Origin of the sequence: Diplocloster modestus, from assembly GCF_019042245.1 — a bacterium.
GTDB lineage: Bacteria > Bacillota > Clostridia > Lachnospirales > Lachnospiraceae > Diplocloster > Diplocloster modestus.
In genome coordinates this window covers 130,833-150,123 of the sequence record NZ_JAHQCX010000012.1, presented here as the reverse complement: position 1 = coordinate 150,123, position 19,291 = coordinate 130,833, and the positions used below count along the sequence as shown (strand labels likewise).

The 19,291-nt window shown below is 43.8% G+C and carries 22 protein-coding genes; 6 read left to right on the top strand and 16 right to left on the bottom strand.

Going from position 1 to position 19,291, the window contains the following annotated elements; translation table 11 throughout:
• Positions 1 to 11 precede the first annotated feature (11 nt).
• A complete protein-coding gene (locus tag KTH90_RS16800) occupies positions 12 to 1,661 on the bottom strand; it encodes a putative manganese-dependent inorganic diphosphatase (RefSeq protein ID WP_238727081.1) in 1,650 nt (549 codons plus the stop codon).
• A 391-nt stretch (positions 1,662 to 2,052) separates the two neighbouring features.
• Positions 2,053 to 2,700 (bottom strand): GTP pyrophosphokinase, encoded by a 648-nt coding sequence (locus KTH90_RS16795; protein WP_158351452.1) that lies wholly within the window; start codon positions 2,698 to 2,700, stop codon positions 2,053 to 2,055.
• A gap of 624 nt (positions 2,701 to 3,324) precedes the next feature.
• On the opposite strand from KTH90_RS16795, the gene KTH90_RS16790 reads away from it, so the two are divergent.
• Together KTH90_RS16790 and KTH90_RS16785 are read left to right on the top strand one after the other, a co-directional pair.
• A complete protein-coding gene (locus KTH90_RS16790) occupies positions 3,325 to 3,555 on the top strand; it encodes a helix-turn-helix domain-containing protein (RefSeq protein ID WP_330656061.1) in 231 nt (76 codons plus the stop codon).
• Positions 3,556 to 3,597: 42 nt separating this feature from the next.
• On the top strand, positions 3,598 to 3,861 hold the full coding sequence (locus KTH90_RS16785) for a hypothetical protein (protein WP_158351451.1): 264 nt from the start codon (positions 3,598 to 3,600) through the stop codon (positions 3,859 to 3,861).
• A 165-nt stretch (positions 3,862 to 4,026) separates the two neighbouring features.
• On the opposite strand, the gene KTH90_RS16780 is transcribed toward KTH90_RS16785, so the two are convergent.
• Together KTH90_RS16780 and KTH90_RS16775 are read right to left on the bottom strand one after the other, a co-directional pair.
• Complete coding sequence (locus KTH90_RS16780) at positions 4,027 to 5,376, bottom strand: glucose-6-phosphate isomerase (protein ID WP_158351450.1); 1,350 nt, start codon at positions 5,374 to 5,376, stop codon at positions 4,027 to 4,029.
• A gap of 70 nt (positions 5,377 to 5,446) precedes the next feature.
• Entirely contained in the window at positions 5,447 to 6,037 is a 591-nt protein-coding gene (locus tag KTH90_RS16775) for a hypothetical protein (protein ID WP_158351449.1), read from the bottom strand.
• 443 nt (positions 6,038 to 6,480) lie between these two features.
• Here KTH90_RS16775 and KTH90_RS16770 point away from each other — a divergent pair, with 443 nt between their 5' ends.
• On the top strand, positions 6,481 to 6,729 hold the full coding sequence (locus tag KTH90_RS16770; RefSeq protein ID WP_158351448.1) for a TIGR03905 family TSCPD domain-containing protein: 249 nt from the start codon (positions 6,481 to 6,483) through the stop codon (positions 6,727 to 6,729).
• A 30-nt stretch (positions 6,730 to 6,759) separates the two neighbouring features.
• Entirely contained in the window at positions 6,760 to 7,848 is a 1,089-nt protein-coding gene (locus KTH90_RS16765) for an undecaprenyldiphospho-muramoylpentapeptide beta-N-acetylglucosaminyltransferase (protein WP_158351447.1), read from the top strand.
• 14 nt (positions 7,849 to 7,862) lie between these two features.
• Here KTH90_RS16765 and KTH90_RS16760 read toward each other — a convergent pair whose 3' ends face one another.
• Positions 7,863 to 8,273 (bottom strand): HIT family protein, encoded by a 411-nt coding sequence (locus tag KTH90_RS16760; protein WP_158351446.1) that lies wholly within the window; start codon positions 8,271 to 8,273, stop codon positions 7,863 to 7,865.
• Between the two features lie 113 nt (positions 8,274 to 8,386).
• Here KTH90_RS16760 and KTH90_RS16755 point away from each other — a divergent pair, with 113 nt between their 5' ends.
• Positions 8,387 to 9,112, top strand: a complete 726-nt coding sequence (locus tag KTH90_RS16755; RefSeq protein WP_158351445.1) for a sensor histidine kinase — start codon at positions 8,387 to 8,389, stop codon at positions 9,110 to 9,112.
• Positions 9,113 to 9,231: 119 nt separating this feature from the next.
• Here KTH90_RS16755 and KTH90_RS16750 read toward each other — a convergent pair whose 3' ends face one another.
• The 11 genes from KTH90_RS16750 to KTH90_RS16700 all read right to left on the bottom strand — a co-directional run bounded on the left by KTH90_RS16750 (position 9,232) and on the right by KTH90_RS16700 (position 18,733).
• The gene (locus KTH90_RS16750; protein WP_158351444.1) at positions 9,232 to 10,344 is read right to left on the bottom strand and encodes a DUF6382 domain-containing protein; all 1,113 of its coding nucleotides are present in this window, start codon (positions 10,342 to 10,344) and stop codon (positions 9,232 to 9,234) included.
• Complete coding sequence (locus KTH90_RS16745; protein ID WP_158351443.1) at positions 10,316 to 10,834, bottom strand: TadE/TadG family type IV pilus assembly protein; 519 nt, start codon at positions 10,832 to 10,834, stop codon at positions 10,316 to 10,318. Before KTH90_RS16745 ends, KTH90_RS16750 begins: the two co-directional genes overlap by 29 nt.
• 22 nt (positions 10,835 to 10,856) lie before the next feature.
• Complete coding sequence (locus KTH90_RS16740) at positions 10,857 to 11,279, bottom strand: A24 family peptidase (RefSeq protein WP_158351442.1); 423 nt, start codon at positions 11,277 to 11,279, stop codon at positions 10,857 to 10,859.
• Between the two features lie 93 nt (positions 11,280 to 11,372).
• Complete coding sequence (locus KTH90_RS16735) at positions 11,373 to 12,098, bottom strand: TadE/TadG family type IV pilus assembly protein (protein ID WP_238727080.1); 726 nt, start codon at positions 12,096 to 12,098, stop codon at positions 11,373 to 11,375.
• Between the two features lie 134 nt (positions 12,099 to 12,232).
• Entirely contained in the window at positions 12,233 to 13,732 is a 1,500-nt protein-coding gene (locus KTH90_RS16730) for a DUF5702 domain-containing protein (RefSeq protein ID WP_158351440.1), read from the bottom strand.
• Positions 13,698 to 13,865 (bottom strand): Flp1 family type IVb pilin, encoded by a 168-nt coding sequence (locus KTH90_RS16725; protein ID WP_158351439.1) that lies wholly within the window; start codon positions 13,863 to 13,865, stop codon positions 13,698 to 13,700. The genes KTH90_RS16730 and KTH90_RS16725 overlap by 35 nt, the downstream gene beginning before the upstream one ends.
• Positions 13,866 to 13,918: 53 nt before the next feature.
• Positions 13,919 to 15,286 (bottom strand): type II secretion system F family protein, encoded by a 1,368-nt coding sequence (locus KTH90_RS16720; RefSeq protein WP_158351438.1) that lies wholly within the window; start codon positions 15,284 to 15,286, stop codon positions 13,919 to 13,921.
• A gap of 2 nt (positions 15,287 to 15,288) precedes the next feature.
• Positions 15,289 to 15,960 carry a type II secretion system F family protein gene (locus KTH90_RS16715; protein WP_238727079.1) on the bottom strand — a complete coding sequence of 224 codons (672 nt, stop codon included), beginning with the start codon at positions 15,958 to 15,960 and terminating at the stop codon, positions 15,289 to 15,291.
• Between the two features lie 74 nt (positions 15,961 to 16,034).
• Positions 16,035 to 17,261: a CpaF family protein gene (locus KTH90_RS16710; RefSeq protein WP_158351436.1), complete on the bottom strand. Its 1,227-nt coding sequence runs from the start codon at positions 17,259 to 17,261 to the stop codon at positions 16,035 to 16,037.
• Positions 17,249 to 18,265, bottom strand: coding sequence for a P-loop NTPase family protein (locus tag KTH90_RS16705; RefSeq protein ID WP_158351435.1), 1,017 nt, complete (start codon positions 18,263 to 18,265; stop codon positions 17,249 to 17,251). Before KTH90_RS16705 ends, KTH90_RS16710 begins: the two co-directional genes overlap by 13 nt.
• Before the next feature lie 195 nt (positions 18,266 to 18,460).
• Positions 18,461 to 18,733, bottom strand: a complete 273-nt coding sequence (locus tag KTH90_RS16700) for a pro-sigmaK processing inhibitor BofA family protein (RefSeq protein WP_158351434.1) — start codon at positions 18,731 to 18,733, stop codon at positions 18,461 to 18,463.
• Between the two features lie 277 nt (positions 18,734 to 19,010).
• Here KTH90_RS16700 and KTH90_RS16695 point away from each other — a divergent pair, with 277 nt between their 5' ends.
• The gene (locus KTH90_RS16695; RefSeq protein WP_158342088.1) at positions 19,011 to 19,226 is read left to right on the top strand and encodes a YaaL family protein; all 216 of its coding nucleotides are present in this window, start codon (positions 19,011 to 19,013) and stop codon (positions 19,224 to 19,226) included.
• Positions 19,227 to 19,291: the final 65 nt, after the last annotated feature.

Below are 19,291 nucleotides of genomic sequence, written 5' to 3'. Positions count from 1 at the left end.
TTATGCACTTACTACTGTTGGAGCACCGTGACAAACGCAGGGATCAGCTGTTTTTTCCTGGACACTACCCCCTCCAGCATCATGGAATCCGTATCTCCGGAAAGGCTGAAAGCCTCTGCCGCCAACTCTCTGGAACTGCCTCCATAGCAGATCAGTTCCGTCCTTTCATCAATAATATTGGTCAGCATAAAAAACATCATGGTAACGTCATGCTCCCGGAATGCCTTCTCCATATAGGGAATCAATTTCCCTTTGATCTCTTCCAGCTCGGACTGCTCCATGGAATTGATCTGGCCCACACCGAAGCTGACATCGCTGACGTTGAATTTTTTAAAGTCCTGATAAAAGATCTCTTCGGGTGATTTACTGTTCAGATTGCTTCCCGCACGGAACATGTCATGGGCGAATGTGGGCAGATCGTCAATCCCGGCAATCCCAGCCAGATGTTCTGCTGCCGCCCGGTCCTCTACCGTGCATGTAGGTGAACGGAACATCAGGGTGTCAGATATGATAGCCGCGCACAGAAGTCCTGCGATCCGAACCGGAATTTCTATATTTCTCTCCCGGTACATCTGGCTGATAATTGTCGCCGTACAGCCCAAAGGCTGATTCCGGAAAAATACCGGTGTGATCGTCTCGATCGTCCCCAGCCGGTGATGATCGATAATCTCCAGTATTTCCGCGGATTCGATTCCGTCAACCGCCTGGCTTTTCTCATTGTGATCCACCAGGATCAGCTGCTTCCGGTTCATATTTAACAGATTTCTTCTGGAAATCATCCCGATGTAGATACCGCGCTTATCCACAACCGGGAACTCCCGATGGCGCTTTCTCGCCATTATATCCTTAATATTATCGATCAGGTCATCCGTGGTGAAAGTAATCAAGTTCTCTCTGGTCATAAAATGCTTGATGGGCATACTCTGATTGATCAGTCTGGCCACCGTGTACGTATCATGAGGTGTGCTGATCACCTGACAGCTGCGCTCTCTGGCCAGCTTCCGTATCGTCTGGGACACTTTCGCTCCCTCGCACACGATCAGACAGGCCGCATTCATCTCAATCGCACAGAGCTGAGACTCATAACGGTTGCCCAGAATCACCAGATCATCGTCTTCCACATAATCCTCCATCAAATCCGGGCTGGTGGCAGCGATTACCACTTTACCTTTTATAAAATATGCATGAGGATTCCCTTCTACCATTGTTCCATCCAGAGTTTCCAGAATATTTTTATATTGGGTTCTGGCCGTGGAGAGAATCCGGCTGTCGTACACTTCCATATAGGATGTTGCGATATCCCCGATCGTAATCAGGCCCTCCAGCTGGTTTACCTTGGACGTGACCGGCAGGGTGACGATCCCGGATTCCTTCATCAGGCCCCAGGCTTTTTTCAGTGAAATGCTCTCTTCCACTCCCTGTGTTTTCCGTATCTCCACATCTCGGACCTGGGTATAAACCGAGGACAGGTAACCGGGCGCCGATGCCTGGAAACGGTTCAAGACATACTGGGTCTCTTCATTGATCTGTCCGGCCCGCTTGGCTATAAAATTTCCCTGCGCTGTTTTTCTCTTAAAATCCGCATAAGCGATTGCCGAGCAGATCGAATCCGTGTCCGGATTCTTATGGCCTATTACATAGATTTTTCTGTTATCATCCATTCTATATTCTCCTCCAAATAAATAACCCCTGGCTTTTATTATAGTATAGAAGCAAAACTCCTACAACGTCTAAATGAAATTGGGTATTTTGTATTATATCCAATCCCACTTTCTATTTGTTTTGTATATATTTCACGATAATTTCATATTGTATTCATAATTTATTCATAATTTATTGCTATACTAACTACAGTTGAATAAGAGTTCATTCAACAGGTTGCAATGTGTTTCATTACACACATAGATAAATTTTTTCATAATAGCCTCGGTATCTCTGATACCGGGGCACTCCTCATTCTATGAAAGGCCATGGGAAAACCGCTCCCATGGCCTTTTTAATATTATGATACAAACTTAGTATCTTCATTCTTATTTTTATAGTTGTGTATTTTTATCTTCCCTGTTTGGCATCCACACGCTTGATCGCCTCATTTAGAGATAACATCCTCGCGTCCAGCTTCGAGATCATCTCCGCACATTCCCGCAGCTCCCGGCTGATATAATCCGGCGCATTTCCCTCGAACTTGTAATAGATCTTATGCTCCAGGCTGGCCCAGAAGTCCATGGCTATGGTTCGGATCTGAATTTCCACCTTCGTATCCACCACACTGTCCGATAAGAATATCGGTACGGTAACCAGCATATGATAACTCTTATAACCGCTCTCTTTCGGCGCCTTAATGTAATCTTTTATAGACAATACCTTCAGATCGCTTTGGTTTCCGATCATTTCTGCCAGTCGGTAAATATCAGATGTAAAGGAACAGGTTACCCGAACCCCAGCGATATCATTTACATACTTTACCATGTTTTCGATACTGCTCTCGTAACCGTTTTTCTTCAGTTTCTTCACAATGCTTTCCGGCAGCTTGATTCTGGATTTGATATGTTCGATAGGATTGTAACGATGAATATGCTGAAATTCATCGTTCAATATCTCGAGCTTGGTGCCGACCTCTTTTAAAGCCGAATTATATAAAAACATCGTAGTTTCCCAGCTGTCAACATCATCATACAGCCTGTCTGAAAAATTACTCATACTTACCTATTCCCCTTTATCTTCCCCGCTGCCGTATCACAGCGCAACAGTATTATTATATCATACTTTGTCGAAATAGCGAGCGTTTTTTCAGTATTTTAAGGAAGTTTAGAAATATTTAATCTTTCTTTTTTTAAGCATACTTCCTATTATATGTAAACACTTCGTACTTGTTTATCCGAAAATTCCCATTAACTATTGGCAAACCTTACTGTAAAAGTATATAATGGTCTGTAGCGAAAAAACACAACAACATATGAATGACCGATAGAAAAGCTTTCGCTAAGTATTATTTCATCTATATCATTCACTTTATATTACTGGATGATAATCTGAGATTATTTCTAGCTGCACTTCCGTTAGGGCAGCATTATCTGTAATCCCGAATTTTACTCACTGGGATACATATCCGGAAATTACGCGATTGCATTCTAATTTATTTGCGAACAGCAGTTCATTATGATTTCGCTCTTGGGAAGATCCTGTCCATCACACTTCTCTCATCTTCTATCACACTATTCTTCTCTCTGATAACTTGTCTTACATGGTATACTTCCCCCTATGTGTATTTTAAATGTATACACATATTATAGTATATATACAGCATAGAAAACATACCCTTTAATGTATATGTGGGAGGTTGATAAAATGATATGTTTTGACAAATTATGGGAAACTATGCGTCAAAAAGAAATAACTACATACAAATTAATCAAGTATCATAATTTCAGTCCCAGCCAGATTCAAAGACTGAAGCGGAACCAATGTGTATCTACTTATACTCTTAATCGCCTCTGCAATATTTTAACTTGTGATATCAAAGATATTGCACAATACCGCGAAGATGAGCTATAATAATCCGGTAACCTGTTGACGGATCATTATTAGGAGTTTTTTATGTTTCGATTATGGGGAAAAATTTTTCGCAACAACCATCTTTTGAAGGATACCGTCATCTGTATGGAATCGGATGATACCAGAACGCATAAAATATTTCACGCTTTAGATGAGGTCTGTTATGAATTTGATCTTCCTAAACCGATCTGGTTGGATGCTAATGTAGAAGAGTTCAAAACGCATGATAAGACCCGGTTCCGGCAGGACAATTTTATTGAACAGCTGGATTTTGATTACCTAGAGATCCAGATTATCGAAGAGTAGTACTGAAGAAACGGTTGTAGAAAGAGGAATGAATGATACATCTTTCTGCAACCGTTTTTTATGCTTTACTATATTATTCTTATTGAAGATACCCGTATGCTTCTGCATGTTTATTTATGCTTCTGCGTGCTTATTTATGCTTCTGCATGATATGCTTTTGCTTATTTACAGTCTCTTCAGCAACTCTTCTCTTTCTTTTTCATATCCCGGTTTTCCAAGAAGTGCGAACATATTTCTCTTATAGCTCTCTACACCCGGTTGGTCAAAGGGATTCACACCCAATACGTAACCGCTGATACCACAGGCAAATTCAAAGAAGTAGAACAGCTCCCCGAGATAAAACTCGTTTTGCTCCGGAATACTTACCAGCAGGTTCGGTACATTTCCGTCAGTGTGTGCCAATATCGTACCATTCATCGCGCTTTTATTGATAAAGTCCACCGTTTTCCCGGCCAGATAATTCAGTCCGTCCAGATCTACCGGCTCCTCACCCATTACCAGTTCATGCCTGGAACCTTCCACATTCAGAACGGTCTCATACATAATCCGTGCTCCATCCTGAATAAACTGTCCCATAGAGTGCAGGTCTGTTGTCAAATCCACAGATGCCGGGAATATCCCCTTCTGGTCTTTCCCTTCGCTCTCTCCGTATAACTGTTTCCACCATTCCGAAACAAAGTGAAGGCTTGGCTCATAATTAGCTACGATTTCCACCGCTTTCCCTTTTCGAAGCAGGATATTGCGGACAGCCGCATATTTCAACGCGTCGTTCTCTGGGAAATCACAATTCAGTGCACGTTCTCTTCCGGAAGCAGCACCCTCCATCAGCTTCTTGATATCCGCACCGCTGACTGCGATGGGAAGCAGACCTACGGCTGTTAATACGGAATAACGTCCGCCCACATCATCCGGCACGACGAAGGATTCATATCCTTCCTCCGTAGCCAGATTTTTCAAAGCGCCTCTGGCTTTATCCGTGGTACAGTAGATTCTGCGGGAGGCTTCTTCTTTCCCATACTTGTCTTCCAGCATCTTCTTGAACACCCGGAACGCAATCGCAGGCTCAGTGGTTGTCCCGGATTTAGATATCATATTAATAGAAAAATCTTTTCCTTCCAGTACATCCATGAGGTCATTAATATACGTACTGCTGATGCTGTTGCCTACAAAATAGATTTCCGGTGTTTTTCTTGTCTCTTTGGAAACCATATTATAAAAACTATGTCTTAAGAACTCAATCGCCGCTCTGGCTCCCAGATAGGATCCACCGATTCCGATTACCAGAAGTACATCGGAATCTCCTTTGATTTTCTGTGCGGCTTTCTGGATACGGTCAAATTCCTCCTTGTCATAATCTACCGGAAGATCGATCCAGCCAAGGAAATCATTCCCCGCGCCGCTTTTGGAAACTAACTGTTCTCTGGCATCCAGAACCAGCTTGCTCATCATAGTCACTTCGTCATCGCGGATAAAAGAGCTTGCTCTCGAGTAGTCGAATGATACTTTGTTTGCCATTCTAATACACCTCTTTTTCTTTATAGTAAAACTTTTCATATGAAAATTGTAGCAAATCCGACTCTCTTTATCAAGCTAAATATTCCGTCAGTATCTCCTGGATTACTTCTTCCTCCTGCGCAGCCTGCATCCCTTTTTGCATTTCCTCCTGTCTCTTGCTGCTTCCGGCTGCGATCTGTTCCAGGCTTCGCTTCATACTGGCGATTTCTGTCTCCACATTTGGGTCCATGATCAGCATATTGTCATCTGCCGTTTCTTCTTCCATGCCGGTCACCGCTTTTTTCTCTATATATTGATGCGCCAGGCGGTTCGCCATGTAGTTCTCTAAGTATTCACAAACGTTCATATGTACCATATTTTTCTTATACTCCACATCCAGCAAGCCGCTTACCGCCCCGACGGCCAGTATTCCGCCGCCGCCCATTATTAAATATGTGGTTATATTTTGGGTGGGATAGCCATAATAATAGCATAGGAATGCACCCGTGCATCCAAGGAGCAGACAAAGACGCATAGCATTACCCGGAAGCCGTTCCCATCTGTGAAGGCGGATACCTAAGAAACGGACTTTGGATAACTGTTTGTCCACAAACAGCCCAATATTATTGACACCCAGATTCAGTTTATAGCAGCTTTCAAATTTCATTTTCATTTTTTTCATCAGTTTGTTGCGTGTCTCCGGTATTTTTCCGGTCACCCTTGCATAGTGGGCATAACCCAAATGTGCTAACAATTTTCCAAGAATACCTAAGCCACATACCCCCCATATACAGTAGGTAATAAAGCCTCTGCTAATAATTTCCTTCCACATAAATTATTCAATCCCCTTTCGAAAAATAATTTCCAGATTTTTACAATTCATTATACCGAATGCTGATTGATTTGAAAAGATGCCTGGAAGGAAAATCGTTTTACATTCTTAGACAGGAAAACAGGCCCCGCAGCCTGAACCGACAGCGAGGGAGGGCATTCGACATAAATACCCTGATTCGTACACCCGCAGTAACAGAAAAACGTGTGTAATAAGTTCAGTGTTCTGTTTTCGGGCTGGATTAATTTTCAATTATTTGCTATACTTTTACTGATCATAAAGGAGGAATAAATATGACATATAAAACAAGAGGAGTCTGTTCTCAGGAAATCCATCTGGAGTTAGACAACGATATTATAAAATTTGTAGAATTTATCGGTGGATGTTCTGGAAATACGCAGGGAGTGGCACGGCTGGTAACCGGAATGAAAGTACAGGACGCGATTGATAAAATGGAAGGCATCAAATGTGGTTTTAAAAATACATCCTGTCCGGACCAGTTGGCCCAGGCTTTGAAATCAGCTGCAAATCAATCATTGTAAAAGTAAACAAAAAGATTCATGGAGGTTCTTATGAAGCGGATAGTCCTCACCGGAGGCGGAACAGCCGGGCATGTCACACCAAATATTGCTCTGCTGCCGAAATTGAAGGAATTAAACTATGACATACATTATATCGGTTCCTACGAAGGTATTGAGCGTAAGTTAATCGAAGAATTTCAAATACCTTATTATGGGATTTCGTCCGGAAAGCTGCGGAGATATTTTGATCCTAAGAACTTTACCGATCCCTTTAAGGTCGTGAAAGGATATTCTCAGGCAAAGAAACTGATGAAAAAGCTGAAGCCGGACGTGGTATTTTCCAAAGGCGGTTTTGTCTCTGTGCCTGTAGTTATGGCCGCAGGCCGCAGTAAAATCCCAGTAATCATCCATGAATCGGATATGACTCCCGGCCTTGCCAATAAATTGTGTATTCCATCATCTTACAAAGTATGCTGCAATTTTCCTGAGACCCTTCATTATCTGCCGGAAGAAAAAGCTGTGCTTACAGGTTCCCCCATACGGCAGGAATTACTGAACGGTAATAAGCTGGAGGCTTTAAAATTCTGTAATTTTACCGCAAACAAACCGGTAATCCTGATCATCGGCGGAAGCCTCGGCTCTACCATCGTAAACGATGCCATCCGCCTGATACTTCCTGAACTGCTTCAGAAGTATCAGGTCATTCATCTGTGCGGAAAGGGAAAAATTGATCAGACCCTTACCGGTACGAACGGTTATATTCAGTTTGAATATATAAAAAAAGAATTAAGCGATCTTTTCGCTCTGGCCGATATCGTAATCTCCCGTGCCGGCGCGAATGCCATCTGCGAACTGCTGGCCCTGCACAAGCCTAATCTGTTAATCCCGCTTTCTGCTAATGCCAGCCGCGGGGATCAAATTCTGAATGCCCGCTCGCTGGAACGTCAGGGCTTCAGCCTCGTGTTAGAGGAAGAATCCCTGACCGACCGGAAGTTAATGGACGCCATTAACAAACTCTATGAAGACCGTTATATCTTTATGGATGCCATGTCCAAAAGCGGTCAGACGAATTCCATTGAGCTTATTACGAATTTGATTGAGCAGGCGGTCAAGGAGACCGGTCATAACCCAGCTGAGTAAATCTGAGCCTTCCTTCAGCCGCGCAGCTGTTTGACCAGTTCATCCAGTTCTTCAGCCGATACCTCTCCCGGTTTCCATGTCAAACCAACCTGATCTTCCGGATATCTGGGGATCAGATGGACATGGAAATGAAATACCGTCTGTCCGGCCAGCGGTCCGTTATTTTGTACAATGTTGAATCCTTCACATCCGAGTACCTCTGTCATATGTGCGGCCATTTTCTTTGCCAGCACAAATGCTTTGGCCGCTATGCTATCATCCAGTTCATAGATGTTGGCATAGTGCTCTTTGGGAAGAATCAACGCATGCCCCCGCGCCGCCGGACCCAGGTCGAGAATAACCATAAAATCTTCATCTTCGTAGATGGTAGCTGCAGGAATCTCACCATTTGCTATTTTGCAAAATATACAGGTACTGTCTTTCATTTCAGTTCCTTCTTTCTATGTAAATTTTTAGTATAACCTGTCGATTCATGTCGAATTATTCTAATTGATATTTCAAAGACCCAATGATAAACTGAAAGAAACGGGGTGATATTATGTTAAGTAAACAAGATAATGAGAAAATGCTGTCTCTAATGGAAGAAAACCCAGATGCCAGAGAAATCATTCAGAAACTTCAGGAATGCCATAAAATAACTCTCTCCAAAGTATCTCATGAGCTTCGCAATTCTCTGACACTCATTAACAGTTCCATGCAGTTTATTCAATCATCCCATCCGGAAGTAAAAGACTTTCCCCACTGGTATAGTACTATCGAGGATATTAAAAATCTGATCATTCTACTCCAGGATTTATCCGCGATCGGTAACGCTTCTAAATTAAGGCTAAACACCATAGATCCTTACGCTTCCGTGAAAGCCATTCTGGAATCAGCCCGTTCTCTCATTGCAAATAATCATATACAGCTGGAGGCCGAGTGCGAAGAAAATCTTCCATGTTTCCAAGGTGACGAGGCCAAATTAAGGGAAGCAATTTTCAATCTGATTATAAATGCCTGCGACGCTGTTCACGAAAACGGCAGTATACGAATCCGTCTGTTTAAAGAAGGGGCTTACATTATATTTAAGATAACTGATAATGGCTGCGGTATCGACGAGGCTTCGCAGGAATTAATATTCGAACCCTTTGTGACAACAAAAAAATCAGGTACCGGTATCGGACTGCCTCTGGCCGCTGAAATCGTACGCGCTCACGGAGGCATTCTCACCCTGGAATCCGAATTAGGAAAAGGCTCCAGCTTCACGGTTAAGATTCCCTATTGATCTTTTTTCTGTCTACTTACATTTTACAAGAAAACATCTGGTGTTGCAATGATATTTGCAGCACCTTTTTTATTAAGTAAAAAGCTTTATTGATTATAAAATCCAGACAAATGATCCTGCTACTCAAAATTACATCGGATATGCGCGATACTGATTTCATCACCCTGTCTTATTTCTGTCTTTTCATTGGACCCCAGCTGCACTCCGTTCAGGTAAGTTCCATTGGTCGAATTCAGATCTGTTATGTAATATTTTCCCTCCTCCATATTAATCCTGGCATGAATACGGCTGACTTTAGGATCGTTAAGCAATACATCCGCATATTCGGGCAGCTTGCCTATGGTCCACCCTTCTCCTTCTTTTAATTGCTGTTCGTACATACCATAGCATCCGCAATCCAGTCTGTGAATCATAGAATCCTCCTCGTAAAATAGAAGCTTCGTACTGCCGTATTCTGTTTCTTCCGCCACCTCTGCTGTCAAAAGCTCCTCATCCTGTATATTTTCATAACCTTTTTCCTCCACATCCATATTGTTTTCCCTGCGTCTTCGATCCCACAGCCAGGAAAAAAAACCTTCTTTTCTGTCTGAAATCACAGCCGGCATTTCTTTTTCTACCGGTTCTTCCCTAACAGCACCCTCTTCTTTGTCCCTGACAGGAATATAAGCGGCTTGGTTGTCCTGGAATAATTCCAGAATTTGCTCCATATTATAATTTTCTTCCGTAGTTTTTTTGTACACCTCATATCCAACGATCACCCCCCGTTCATCCTGATGATCCAGTTTCGCCAGCATATATTCTGCCAGCTGATGAAACCCCTGTACTGCCTCACATTCGAATCCCGGCAGATAACAAAAGAAAAATTCTTTCGTTTCCACATCCATATAAATGTATTCCGGCCATAGTACCAGCCGGCTGGTATCCAGTAAATAATCTTCCGTTTCATCCAGTGTTTTCATTAAATTCCTGCAGAGGTGATACATATCCTCAAACCCTAAGGCTTTCTTATCATAAATTCCAGCCATAGGCTGTTTGGAGCTGATTTCATAAAAGAACTGATTTTTTCCGTTTAAATTTCTCATCTGACATTCCAGCAGGCCTTTCAGATGATTTTCTTCCAGCATACGGATTTCATAAGTATCCTCACAGCCGGTATCATATTTGTCCAGTATCAGATAATTATGATTCAGGTCCCTTCTATATTCACCGTGTATTTGTTCCATTTGTTTCATGCACCATCCCTTCCAGCTTTCTGATATTCCTGATCCATTCGGCCGGGTTTCTAACCTCAGCCATCCTCTCTACAGACACGATACCATCCTTCCCCCCTATTATTTCTGATACAAACGGAAGCCCCGGTATTACAAGTTTTCCGTAAAATGCAACTGTAGCTTTTTTCTTCGTCACATGCAGCTCCATTTTCATGAATTGTACGCATAATATCCTCCCATTCAGCTGTTCCTTAGCTTTCTCATACAGTTCTTGCTCTATCTCCTGTGTATCACTGTATTGCGTTCCCGCCAAACTGCCTTCCAAGGCCAGCTTCCAGGCTAAGTTATCCAGCACAGCCAGATCTGATAGGTAAAATGCAAGATAGAGCAGCAGCACAAGGATCCCCATAATAGCAGGAAACAAAAAAGCGGCTTCGACTGTGTAACTGCCTTTCCATGATTTGTTAAGCTTATTTATTATTTTCTGACTGGAATTTTTTATTAAAACCATGAACTGATGTTACCTTCCTTTTTCAGCAGCCAAGGAACAGCATGCTGCCATATCCAAGCAGCAAAAAGGGAATAAAGGGAACCGCTTGATTTCGTTTTGCTTTTTTTGAAAGCAGAAGGATACCAGAAAACAACGCAGATAAAATAAATCCCATCATACAGAGCTGCAGATTTTTCCATAACCCTAGATAGATACCCGTTATGATAAGTGCGATCCCATCTCCAATCCCTATTGCTTCCTCCGTTATAAAGGCCAGCAATATGATGACTCCCCCCACCAGCACTCCGCCCAGCATATCCCCAAAGGCTTGTGCAAAGATAAAATGCCATGCAATCCCAATCATACCAAAGGCAGCTGATATCCACAGAGAAACTTCCCTTTTGAACAAATCTAAAAGTGTACTGATCCCCAAATAACCGCCTACCCAAATTTCAACATGTCCCATCTCTATGCCCACCTTTTTCTTTCATCCTCTTTCTTATGTCCCCTTTCATCATCTTTATCCGGCATCTTTCCTACTCATCTCCCCATTTTTTCCTTATCCACCACATCTGGAACAAGGCCGGTAATCCTCTGCCTGGGAAATCGGTATGGCCAATACCCCTCTCTTTAATCCGCTGCACCCCGACGTTGTGTGATAACAGTTCCCTGTGTTGGTAATAAATATGCGCCCTTTCAGGACCATTCTGCTGCCACACTTTTCACAAGCACTGAATTTCTGACCTTCCGTGTTTCTTAGACTGGATAAATCCTTGTAATCCGCAGACCGAACAGTCAGATCAATATGGCTGCAGTCTGACGTCTTATGGTAAACCGTCCCATGCTCCGTAACATATACGATCTGCTCCTCTTCCTTCTCACATATATCAGGCTCATAACCGGTCCATCCCCGGGTACAGGCTCTTTGCACCACTGGAATTCCAGGCAGGCCAATTACATTATACGGAAGCCTTAACGTGTAGCTAACTACCAGATCCACTCGATCCGCATCGTCCAGCGTATCGGACAAGAGACAGGAAATTCCTGCCGCCCCGCCTTTAATCATGGAAAAATCCTGATTTGACTTATTTATATAATCCTTTAGCTTACCATAGGCATAAATCTGTGTCAGATCTCCTTTGTAAGCATATTGGGACATATGCAGACTGGTTTGCACAGCCGCATCCTGAATTTGCCTTTGAATCCTCAACGCTTCCGTAAAATACATCATACTCAGCAGGACAAACAATACGAAAGGCAGGATCACCGCAGCCTCTGCAGTCATACTCCCGCGCACAGAGGTGCACAGCGATGCCCTTAACCTTAGCAGGAGATTCCGCACTCTCGGGCAGAGTGCCTGTCGCGATTGGAGACATGCATTCCTTTTATTACGGGCAAAGAGCATCGCTGTGCACCTCCTTACAATCCATACCCATAAGTACGGTCAATGGTCATTACATGCCGTTCCTGTCCTTTTCCCGGTATCCTGAAATACAGAAAAACTCGTGGTGCAGAAAATTTCAAGTGAAATCTCATGGTTTCTGTACAGTTGTCTATCCGGAAATTCGGACAGTCTTTCATAATACGTATCCGGTTCTCGATCAGATCCAGCGTCCGCATAGTTTTCTTTTCCCGTTTCTGGGTCAGCAGCAGTAGTCGAAGATAATCCTGATACGATATCCCCTGGTCACTTTCCTGGTTCCAGGTGGCTGCTGATTTCATCAGCGGTACTTTCTTCCCCTCCAGAAGGGCACTGACATCATTCGTACTCTCCTGAAACGCCCAGGCCATTAATATACCGGTTTTTGCTGCCTCAATAAGCGGCGGAATACCAGTAACCCCTACCAGAGCAGCTGCCAGTGTATATGCTTCTTCCTGCTTCTGTATATCTTTTTGCAGATATATAAAATTAAGAGCTTCCCGAATGACCAATAATCGGTTCACTACATATTCCAGATTCTGAATATCGCTTTCTTTCCCTGCAAGTACATATTCCACCGCGTAATTCAGACTGTCTCCCCCGCCTCCGTCCGTATAATCGGGAAGCTTTTCCAATAAGTATTCATCGAAAATAATGTCCGTCAAAATATTGGTTTCCGGGTCAGTTCCCCCCTCTCCTTTTTTCAATTTTCGGTGCGAGGGATACTTCTGAATATCCGCTCTGTTGTGCGACACTTCATTGGGTTCGGCCAGAACCATCTGCAGGGGGCTCAGCATTCGCAGCTCCTCTACCGATTGGATCGGGTTTTCCGGTAAATCACTCTGAATATCACCGCCCGCTGTGCTCTGTCCCTTATTCTCAGAGACGGCTTTTTCCTGTTCCTCCGCTGCTTTCTTCCAGTCATCCGCCTGCTTTTTCTGAGCATCAGCATAATCTTTTTCTATCTCGCCCAAGTTCTGGGATTGTGTCCACCCTGTTATACGGGTAAGGATGCCGGCAAAAAAAGTAATACCCGAAGTACCCTTTTTATGTTCCACGCACTGTCGGTAAAAACCGGCCCCTCCGGCGTCTGTGGCTAACACATATTCTCCGCACCCTGTTTCTTCCAGTCTAAGCCTCCAAGTATCCGCGCTTTTCAGAAAGGGTCTGCCTGCAGACGGCTCCAGATTCCAGCCTATGGCCGACTGCAGCCGCTGCAATATCCGGCTCTCCGAAAATTCTTTTTCTCCGTAACCGCCGTCCAGGTAAAACACATCATATTCTTCCAACAGTTCCCGATGGTACTCGGCAAATATGGAATCCATCCCCATAAGGCTCACATTCTCAGCGTGTACTTCCAGCAAAGTGGTTCTGGCCAACTCTGTAATCGTACCGAGCAGGCTTAAGGCCAATACCAGAATCAGGCTGAAAAAAACTGTGATTTGACCGCTCAGACATCTCTTTTCAAACGGTGCTGCTCTGCCTGACAATTTTCTCAAATAAATCCCCCACCAACGATGTCAGCTGGTCCTTAAAAATAAAGATGAGTCCCAGCAAAACCAATAATATTAGTATGATCTCTACGGTTCCAATTCCTTTCTGATTATCAATCCATCTTTTCCATAAGCTCATATGTTTTTCCTTTCCATTTGTCTTTAACAGCTCTGCTATTCTGCATCATTCCTTTAATACTGAAAAGCGATCAGCGCCGGGGCCATTACAATAATCAATACCACCACCAGCATCAGAAACATGGGTATCAACAATCGTGTTCCGGCCTCCTCCCCCAGTTTCTTTGCCTGTGCTTTTCTCTCTTCCAGTGACTCCTGGACTTCCATCTCCAGTATCTTCTCCAGACCTGCATTTCCCTTCTTCATATTCTGTACCAACAGGGAGGAAAACTTCATATATCTCTGTACCCGGCACCGTTTGCCGAAATTTTGATAAGCCCGCTGTTCCGGAATACCTCCCTGGATTTCATAATACGCCAGGAGTAATTCCTCATAAGCATGACGTTTAACCGACATCTGTTTTTCCTTTTTCTCCCGGTAATCCACAGCAACTTTGCCAAACGCCGTACGAATGTTCATACCCGCTCCCAGCAGCAGCGTAATTTTGCCGACCAGCTCCGGATAATCCATCATCATCTGTTTTTTCCGTTTTTCCTCCTGATTATGTAAATCCTTCTCTTTCCCGGCGAAAACTAAAACCGCTGCCACTACACTTAACAGAATGATCTTCCAGCTGTTACTTTTGGTTCTTTCTTTCCATTGAATTGTGACTCCATCCATCTGAACCGGCAGCTCCAGTCTTTTCTCTTCCCGGCTGCTTTCATCCAGTATTCGAATTCTGTTCTCCAGGCTGCGCGCCAGCTCCTCCTCAGGGGAATAGTACGGCGGCAGTACACGTATACTTTTTTCATACAAAGCTCTTTGATCCTGGCAGGTCATCTCTGCCTGAAGAAGAACCTCCTCCCCTTCCTCCTGTATATACTCGTTATGTATCCTGCCAGATGTTTCAACGATCTTGTAATTACTGGTGTGCCATTCCAGCTGGATCTCTCCGTCTTCCAGATCATAGGGTAGATTAAGATCCGTGCGCACTAAGTCGGAAGACTCATTCAGTCCCAGAATTTCCGAATCCAGCTTTGACATTGCATGTGTGATAAGTTCTTGAAGCTCCTCTTCTTGACGCGTCTGTCCCGACACCTGGATAGATACCGGTATTTTTTCTTTTTCTATCACGGAATCCAGCTCGTACTCTATTTTTCCAGTGCCAAAACCACCGCGTTCTATAAAATGCCCCTCTACCAGAACGCTGTTCAAAGATTCCTTTATAGCGTTCAATGAAGCCGCGGTCCCACCTGCAAATATAACCAGCAGCATAAGAGAAAGCTTTATATAATAGAAATCACGTTTGTCTTTACCGGCCGCCTTCTTTCCTACCCGATAAAATGGTTTCAGATAGAATGGTAGATCCGATGGAACCTCTATCCCTCTGCTTATCCATATCATCCATAAAAAAAACACTACGATCATACCGCCCAAAACCATAGCTATACCTCAATATCCACGATCTTTTTTCCCATATAAAAGGAAATTCCGTAGATAAACAGGCATACGCTCATAATGATCGTTCCAAGGGGATTGTGATACAGAATATCCAAGAATCCCGGGGAGCTGATCCCCACATAAAGAATAATCAGAAAAGGAATCCAATTCATAATACGTTGTTCTAACTGTTTTTCCGAAAGCATAGTTGTAATTTCCCGTTTAACCTCAATCTTATCCGACATTCGGTTCACCGTATTTTTAATAATTTCCACCAGATCACCACCGCTGCGTTTCGCAGTGGAAAATACTGCTGCAAAACTCTTTACGTCATCCAGACCGCTGCGCGCCGCGAAATCTTCCAGTATTTTTTCTACCGTCTCATTCATTTCCAGCTGATGGATCATAAATCCGAATTCCCGCACAATCAACCGGTCCCTGCCATAAAGGACCTCCAGATCCCGATATGCTTCCCGGAAAGAGTTTTCCACCGAGAATCCGGCGCTCAGCGCCGCTGACAGAGCCTGTATTCCCTCCCGGAACTCCAGATTCAGCATCTGCTGCTGTTTCTTTGCCAGATCCTTTCGTTTTTCCATATAGAAAAAGTATAGCATTGGACTCAATAATATAACTGCCAGAACAGACCTGTAAAACAGATAGCCGATCAGGCTTAGCACTACGATTCCCTCTGTACCGTACCGAATCCAATCCCTCCTTGTAAACCGATAACAATTATAATTAAGACCGGTAATTATGATCCTGTGATTTCGTCCTCCAGTTTGATTCCGGCATTTGACAGTTTTAGCCGGTTGCTCAGAGGATGTCTTTTTATGAGGCATCCCTTCACCCCTCCTTCGTTGGTCCTTCCTTCCTCCACATATTCATACAGGCACTGTGTCTGTATCTCTTCCCGGCAATCCAAAACCTCTGTAATCTCCAACACTTTTCTGCTCTTATCCCTCAGCCTCCCCAGGTGTACCAATATATCAATTCCTGATGCTATCTGTCTACGTATTGCCGGAAGCGGAAGGTTCATACCCATCATAACCATTGTCTCCAGTCTGCTGAACATATCTTTGGGGCTGTTGGCATGTCCGGTGCTCAAAGATCCGTCATGACCTGTATTCATCGCCTGGAGCATATCCAGCGTTTCCGCGCCTCTTACCTCTCCCACGATTATCCGGTCCGGACGCATACGGAGTGCCGCCCGGATGAGATCCCTGATCGTAATATCATGAATACCCTCCATATTCGCGTTTCTCGCCTCCAGCCGCACCAGGTTTTTCACTCCCTGGATCTGTAATTCCGCGTTGTCCTCAATGACAATCAGTCTTTCATCCGCTGGGATAAAACCGCTGAGCGCATTCAGAAATGTGGTTTTCCCAGATCCTGTTCCTCCGCTGATAAAGATGTTATATCCGGCGGCCACCAGATCTTTCAGGAATCCGGCGGCCTCTCTTGTGATGGACCCCCAATGGATCAGATCACTCATAGTTATGGCTTTATCCGGGAACCGCCGTATCGTCAGAATCGGTCCGTTGATCGCCACTGGCGGCAGCACCACATGAACCCTGGCCCCATTTTCCAGTCTTGCGTCTGCGACCGGATTCGTTTCATTCACCATGCGGTTGGATTTTGCCACAATCTGCTGCACCACATCCTCCAACTTTTGACGGGACGCAAATTGTCTTCCCCATTTCGTGATTTTTCCTTCTCTTTCGACAAAAATACAATCTGTCCCATTTACCATAATCTCCGTCACATTAGGATCATCCACCAGTTCCTGAAGTACATCCAGCTTTCGGATCGTATGAAATATCTCCCTGCGGATTCTCTCACGGGCAGACAAAGACAGATAGGACTCTCTGCCGTATGCGACGATTATTTTGTCGATCAGATCCAGAACCTCCTCATCTGCGTATTCCCTGGACAAGTCCATCTCCGATAATACCCGCTCTCGCAGAGTCACTGTGTCCATGTATTCCCCTCTTTCAAAAGCTCCCGGACATATTCCCCTAATTCACTGTGGGCCAGCTGTTCCGGCGGGCATCCCCTGCTGCTGATCGTCGGAAACACAGGAAAATTCAGTTTTACCGTTTTAGCCAGTAATTCCTCCTGATCTGCAAGCGTTAACAGTTTTTCGTATTGCTCAATTTTCGACGAAGACACCGGATCATCCCGGACCGGCATATAGATCTTTCCACAAAGGTTTAATATGTGGAAAAGGTTATCCACACTTAACCCGAAATCAATCACTATTTTTTCGTATCCACTGTACAGGATCAGCTCATCCAGAAGATATTCCCATTCCCGATAGGATATTTCTCTTAAGTCCATCACTGAGAGCATCGGAGGAATATAGTCCAGCGATCCGATCTTCTGCACCATACCGGTTATCCGATAAATCAGATTCGGCTTCTCCTGTCTTAGAAAATAGATCAAGTCAGACAGATTTTCCTGAAAATCCAGTCCCAAACGTTCCTGTAGCCCGGAGTATTCTTCCAGATTCAAATACAGGGTATGGTTTTCCTCCGAAAGGATCTGTCCCAGAGTAATCGCAAAGGTCGTCTTAAGGGTTCTCCCGACCGGTGAATAAATTCCAATAATCTCAAGTTCTTTTCTGGTTACCGATGGCAGAACCGCATGATCCGACTCCGAATAGCAGGCCATCACTTCCCTTAAGATTCTGCTGGCAGACTGATATTTGTACACGACAGGGTATGTTTCTTTTTCCTGCGGAACGCTTCCATCCGACAACAGGATAAGTTTGCCCTGGGGTATACGCTCCACTTCCGGATTCAGCGAAGTTCCCCCGATCAGCAGAATCTCAATCGGCTGGTCATCTGCAAAGACTTTCAGCTGTTCCGGATCAGAAAATGCCTGGATCTGAAACGGAAACATGGATTTCTGACTCAGGACATCCGACAGACGGCGCACATAAGATTCCTCAGCATCACAAATCGCCAAAATGCTTTTTTTCAATTAATTTCCCTCCATAAGAATTTCAATCCAAAGACAAAACATTCTCCCTTCTGTTTAAATAATGAAAAATGGAAATTCGGTCCGAATCAGACCTTAAAGATAGTAAAGCTTGTCTGCTCCTGGAACGAAGCAGCCGAAACATGTTTCTTGAATGAATTATATAGCAGTTCAATTATGATGTCCATTGTAAAAATATCACAAAATTTGAACTGCCATAATTCCATAAAGCAACGCGAATCCAGGTATGCCGAGGCCTCCGACTGTCAAAAGACTGGCCGGATTTAATCCCACGGCAATCGCAATATTTTGCGCGGCCAGAAACTGATTCACAAAATAAATGCCGATAACCCCCATAACCATCCGCAGTAGAAAATTAACCAAAATCTCTGTGTTTTTCCGGAACATCACGATCACCAGTACAACACCACAAGCTCCCAGAATCCACCATAATCCCTGCATCATATCCATACTTGTCACCAGGCTTGTAAATCTTCTTACTCCATATATATCACATTTCACCTCGAAATATTCGGATTTTTTATCGCTATGAGCACTTAGTACCTGTTTTTTAGGCACTTACGTGCGATGCATGAAAAATAGTCAGCGAGGTTTTTTCGAGCGCTACTATTTTTTATCGCTATGAGCACTTAGTGCCTGTTTTTTAGTATAGATTTTCTATTTTTGACTATAATTAGTAAAAAGAGACTGTTGTAATTTTCCAGTATAAGAGAAAGTAGGGATTTGATTGAAAAACATTTTCAAAAAAGATGCGCCCGATAAAAGCCAGCTTCTGTACGATATTGACAAAACCAAGAACGCATTGGATACCGCCTATTCAAACTTTGAAAATGTAGTGGACCCTGATTTAATAGACTGTTACATTTATGAGGTGAACGCGGTACAGAAACGCTACAAATTTCTTCTGGATCAGGCCAGACGGCTTGAATTACAGGAATTGTAGATCTTTTCCGGTTCAAGCAGAATTTTTATAATCCGTTGAATTTCAGAATGTAAAATACGCAGCAC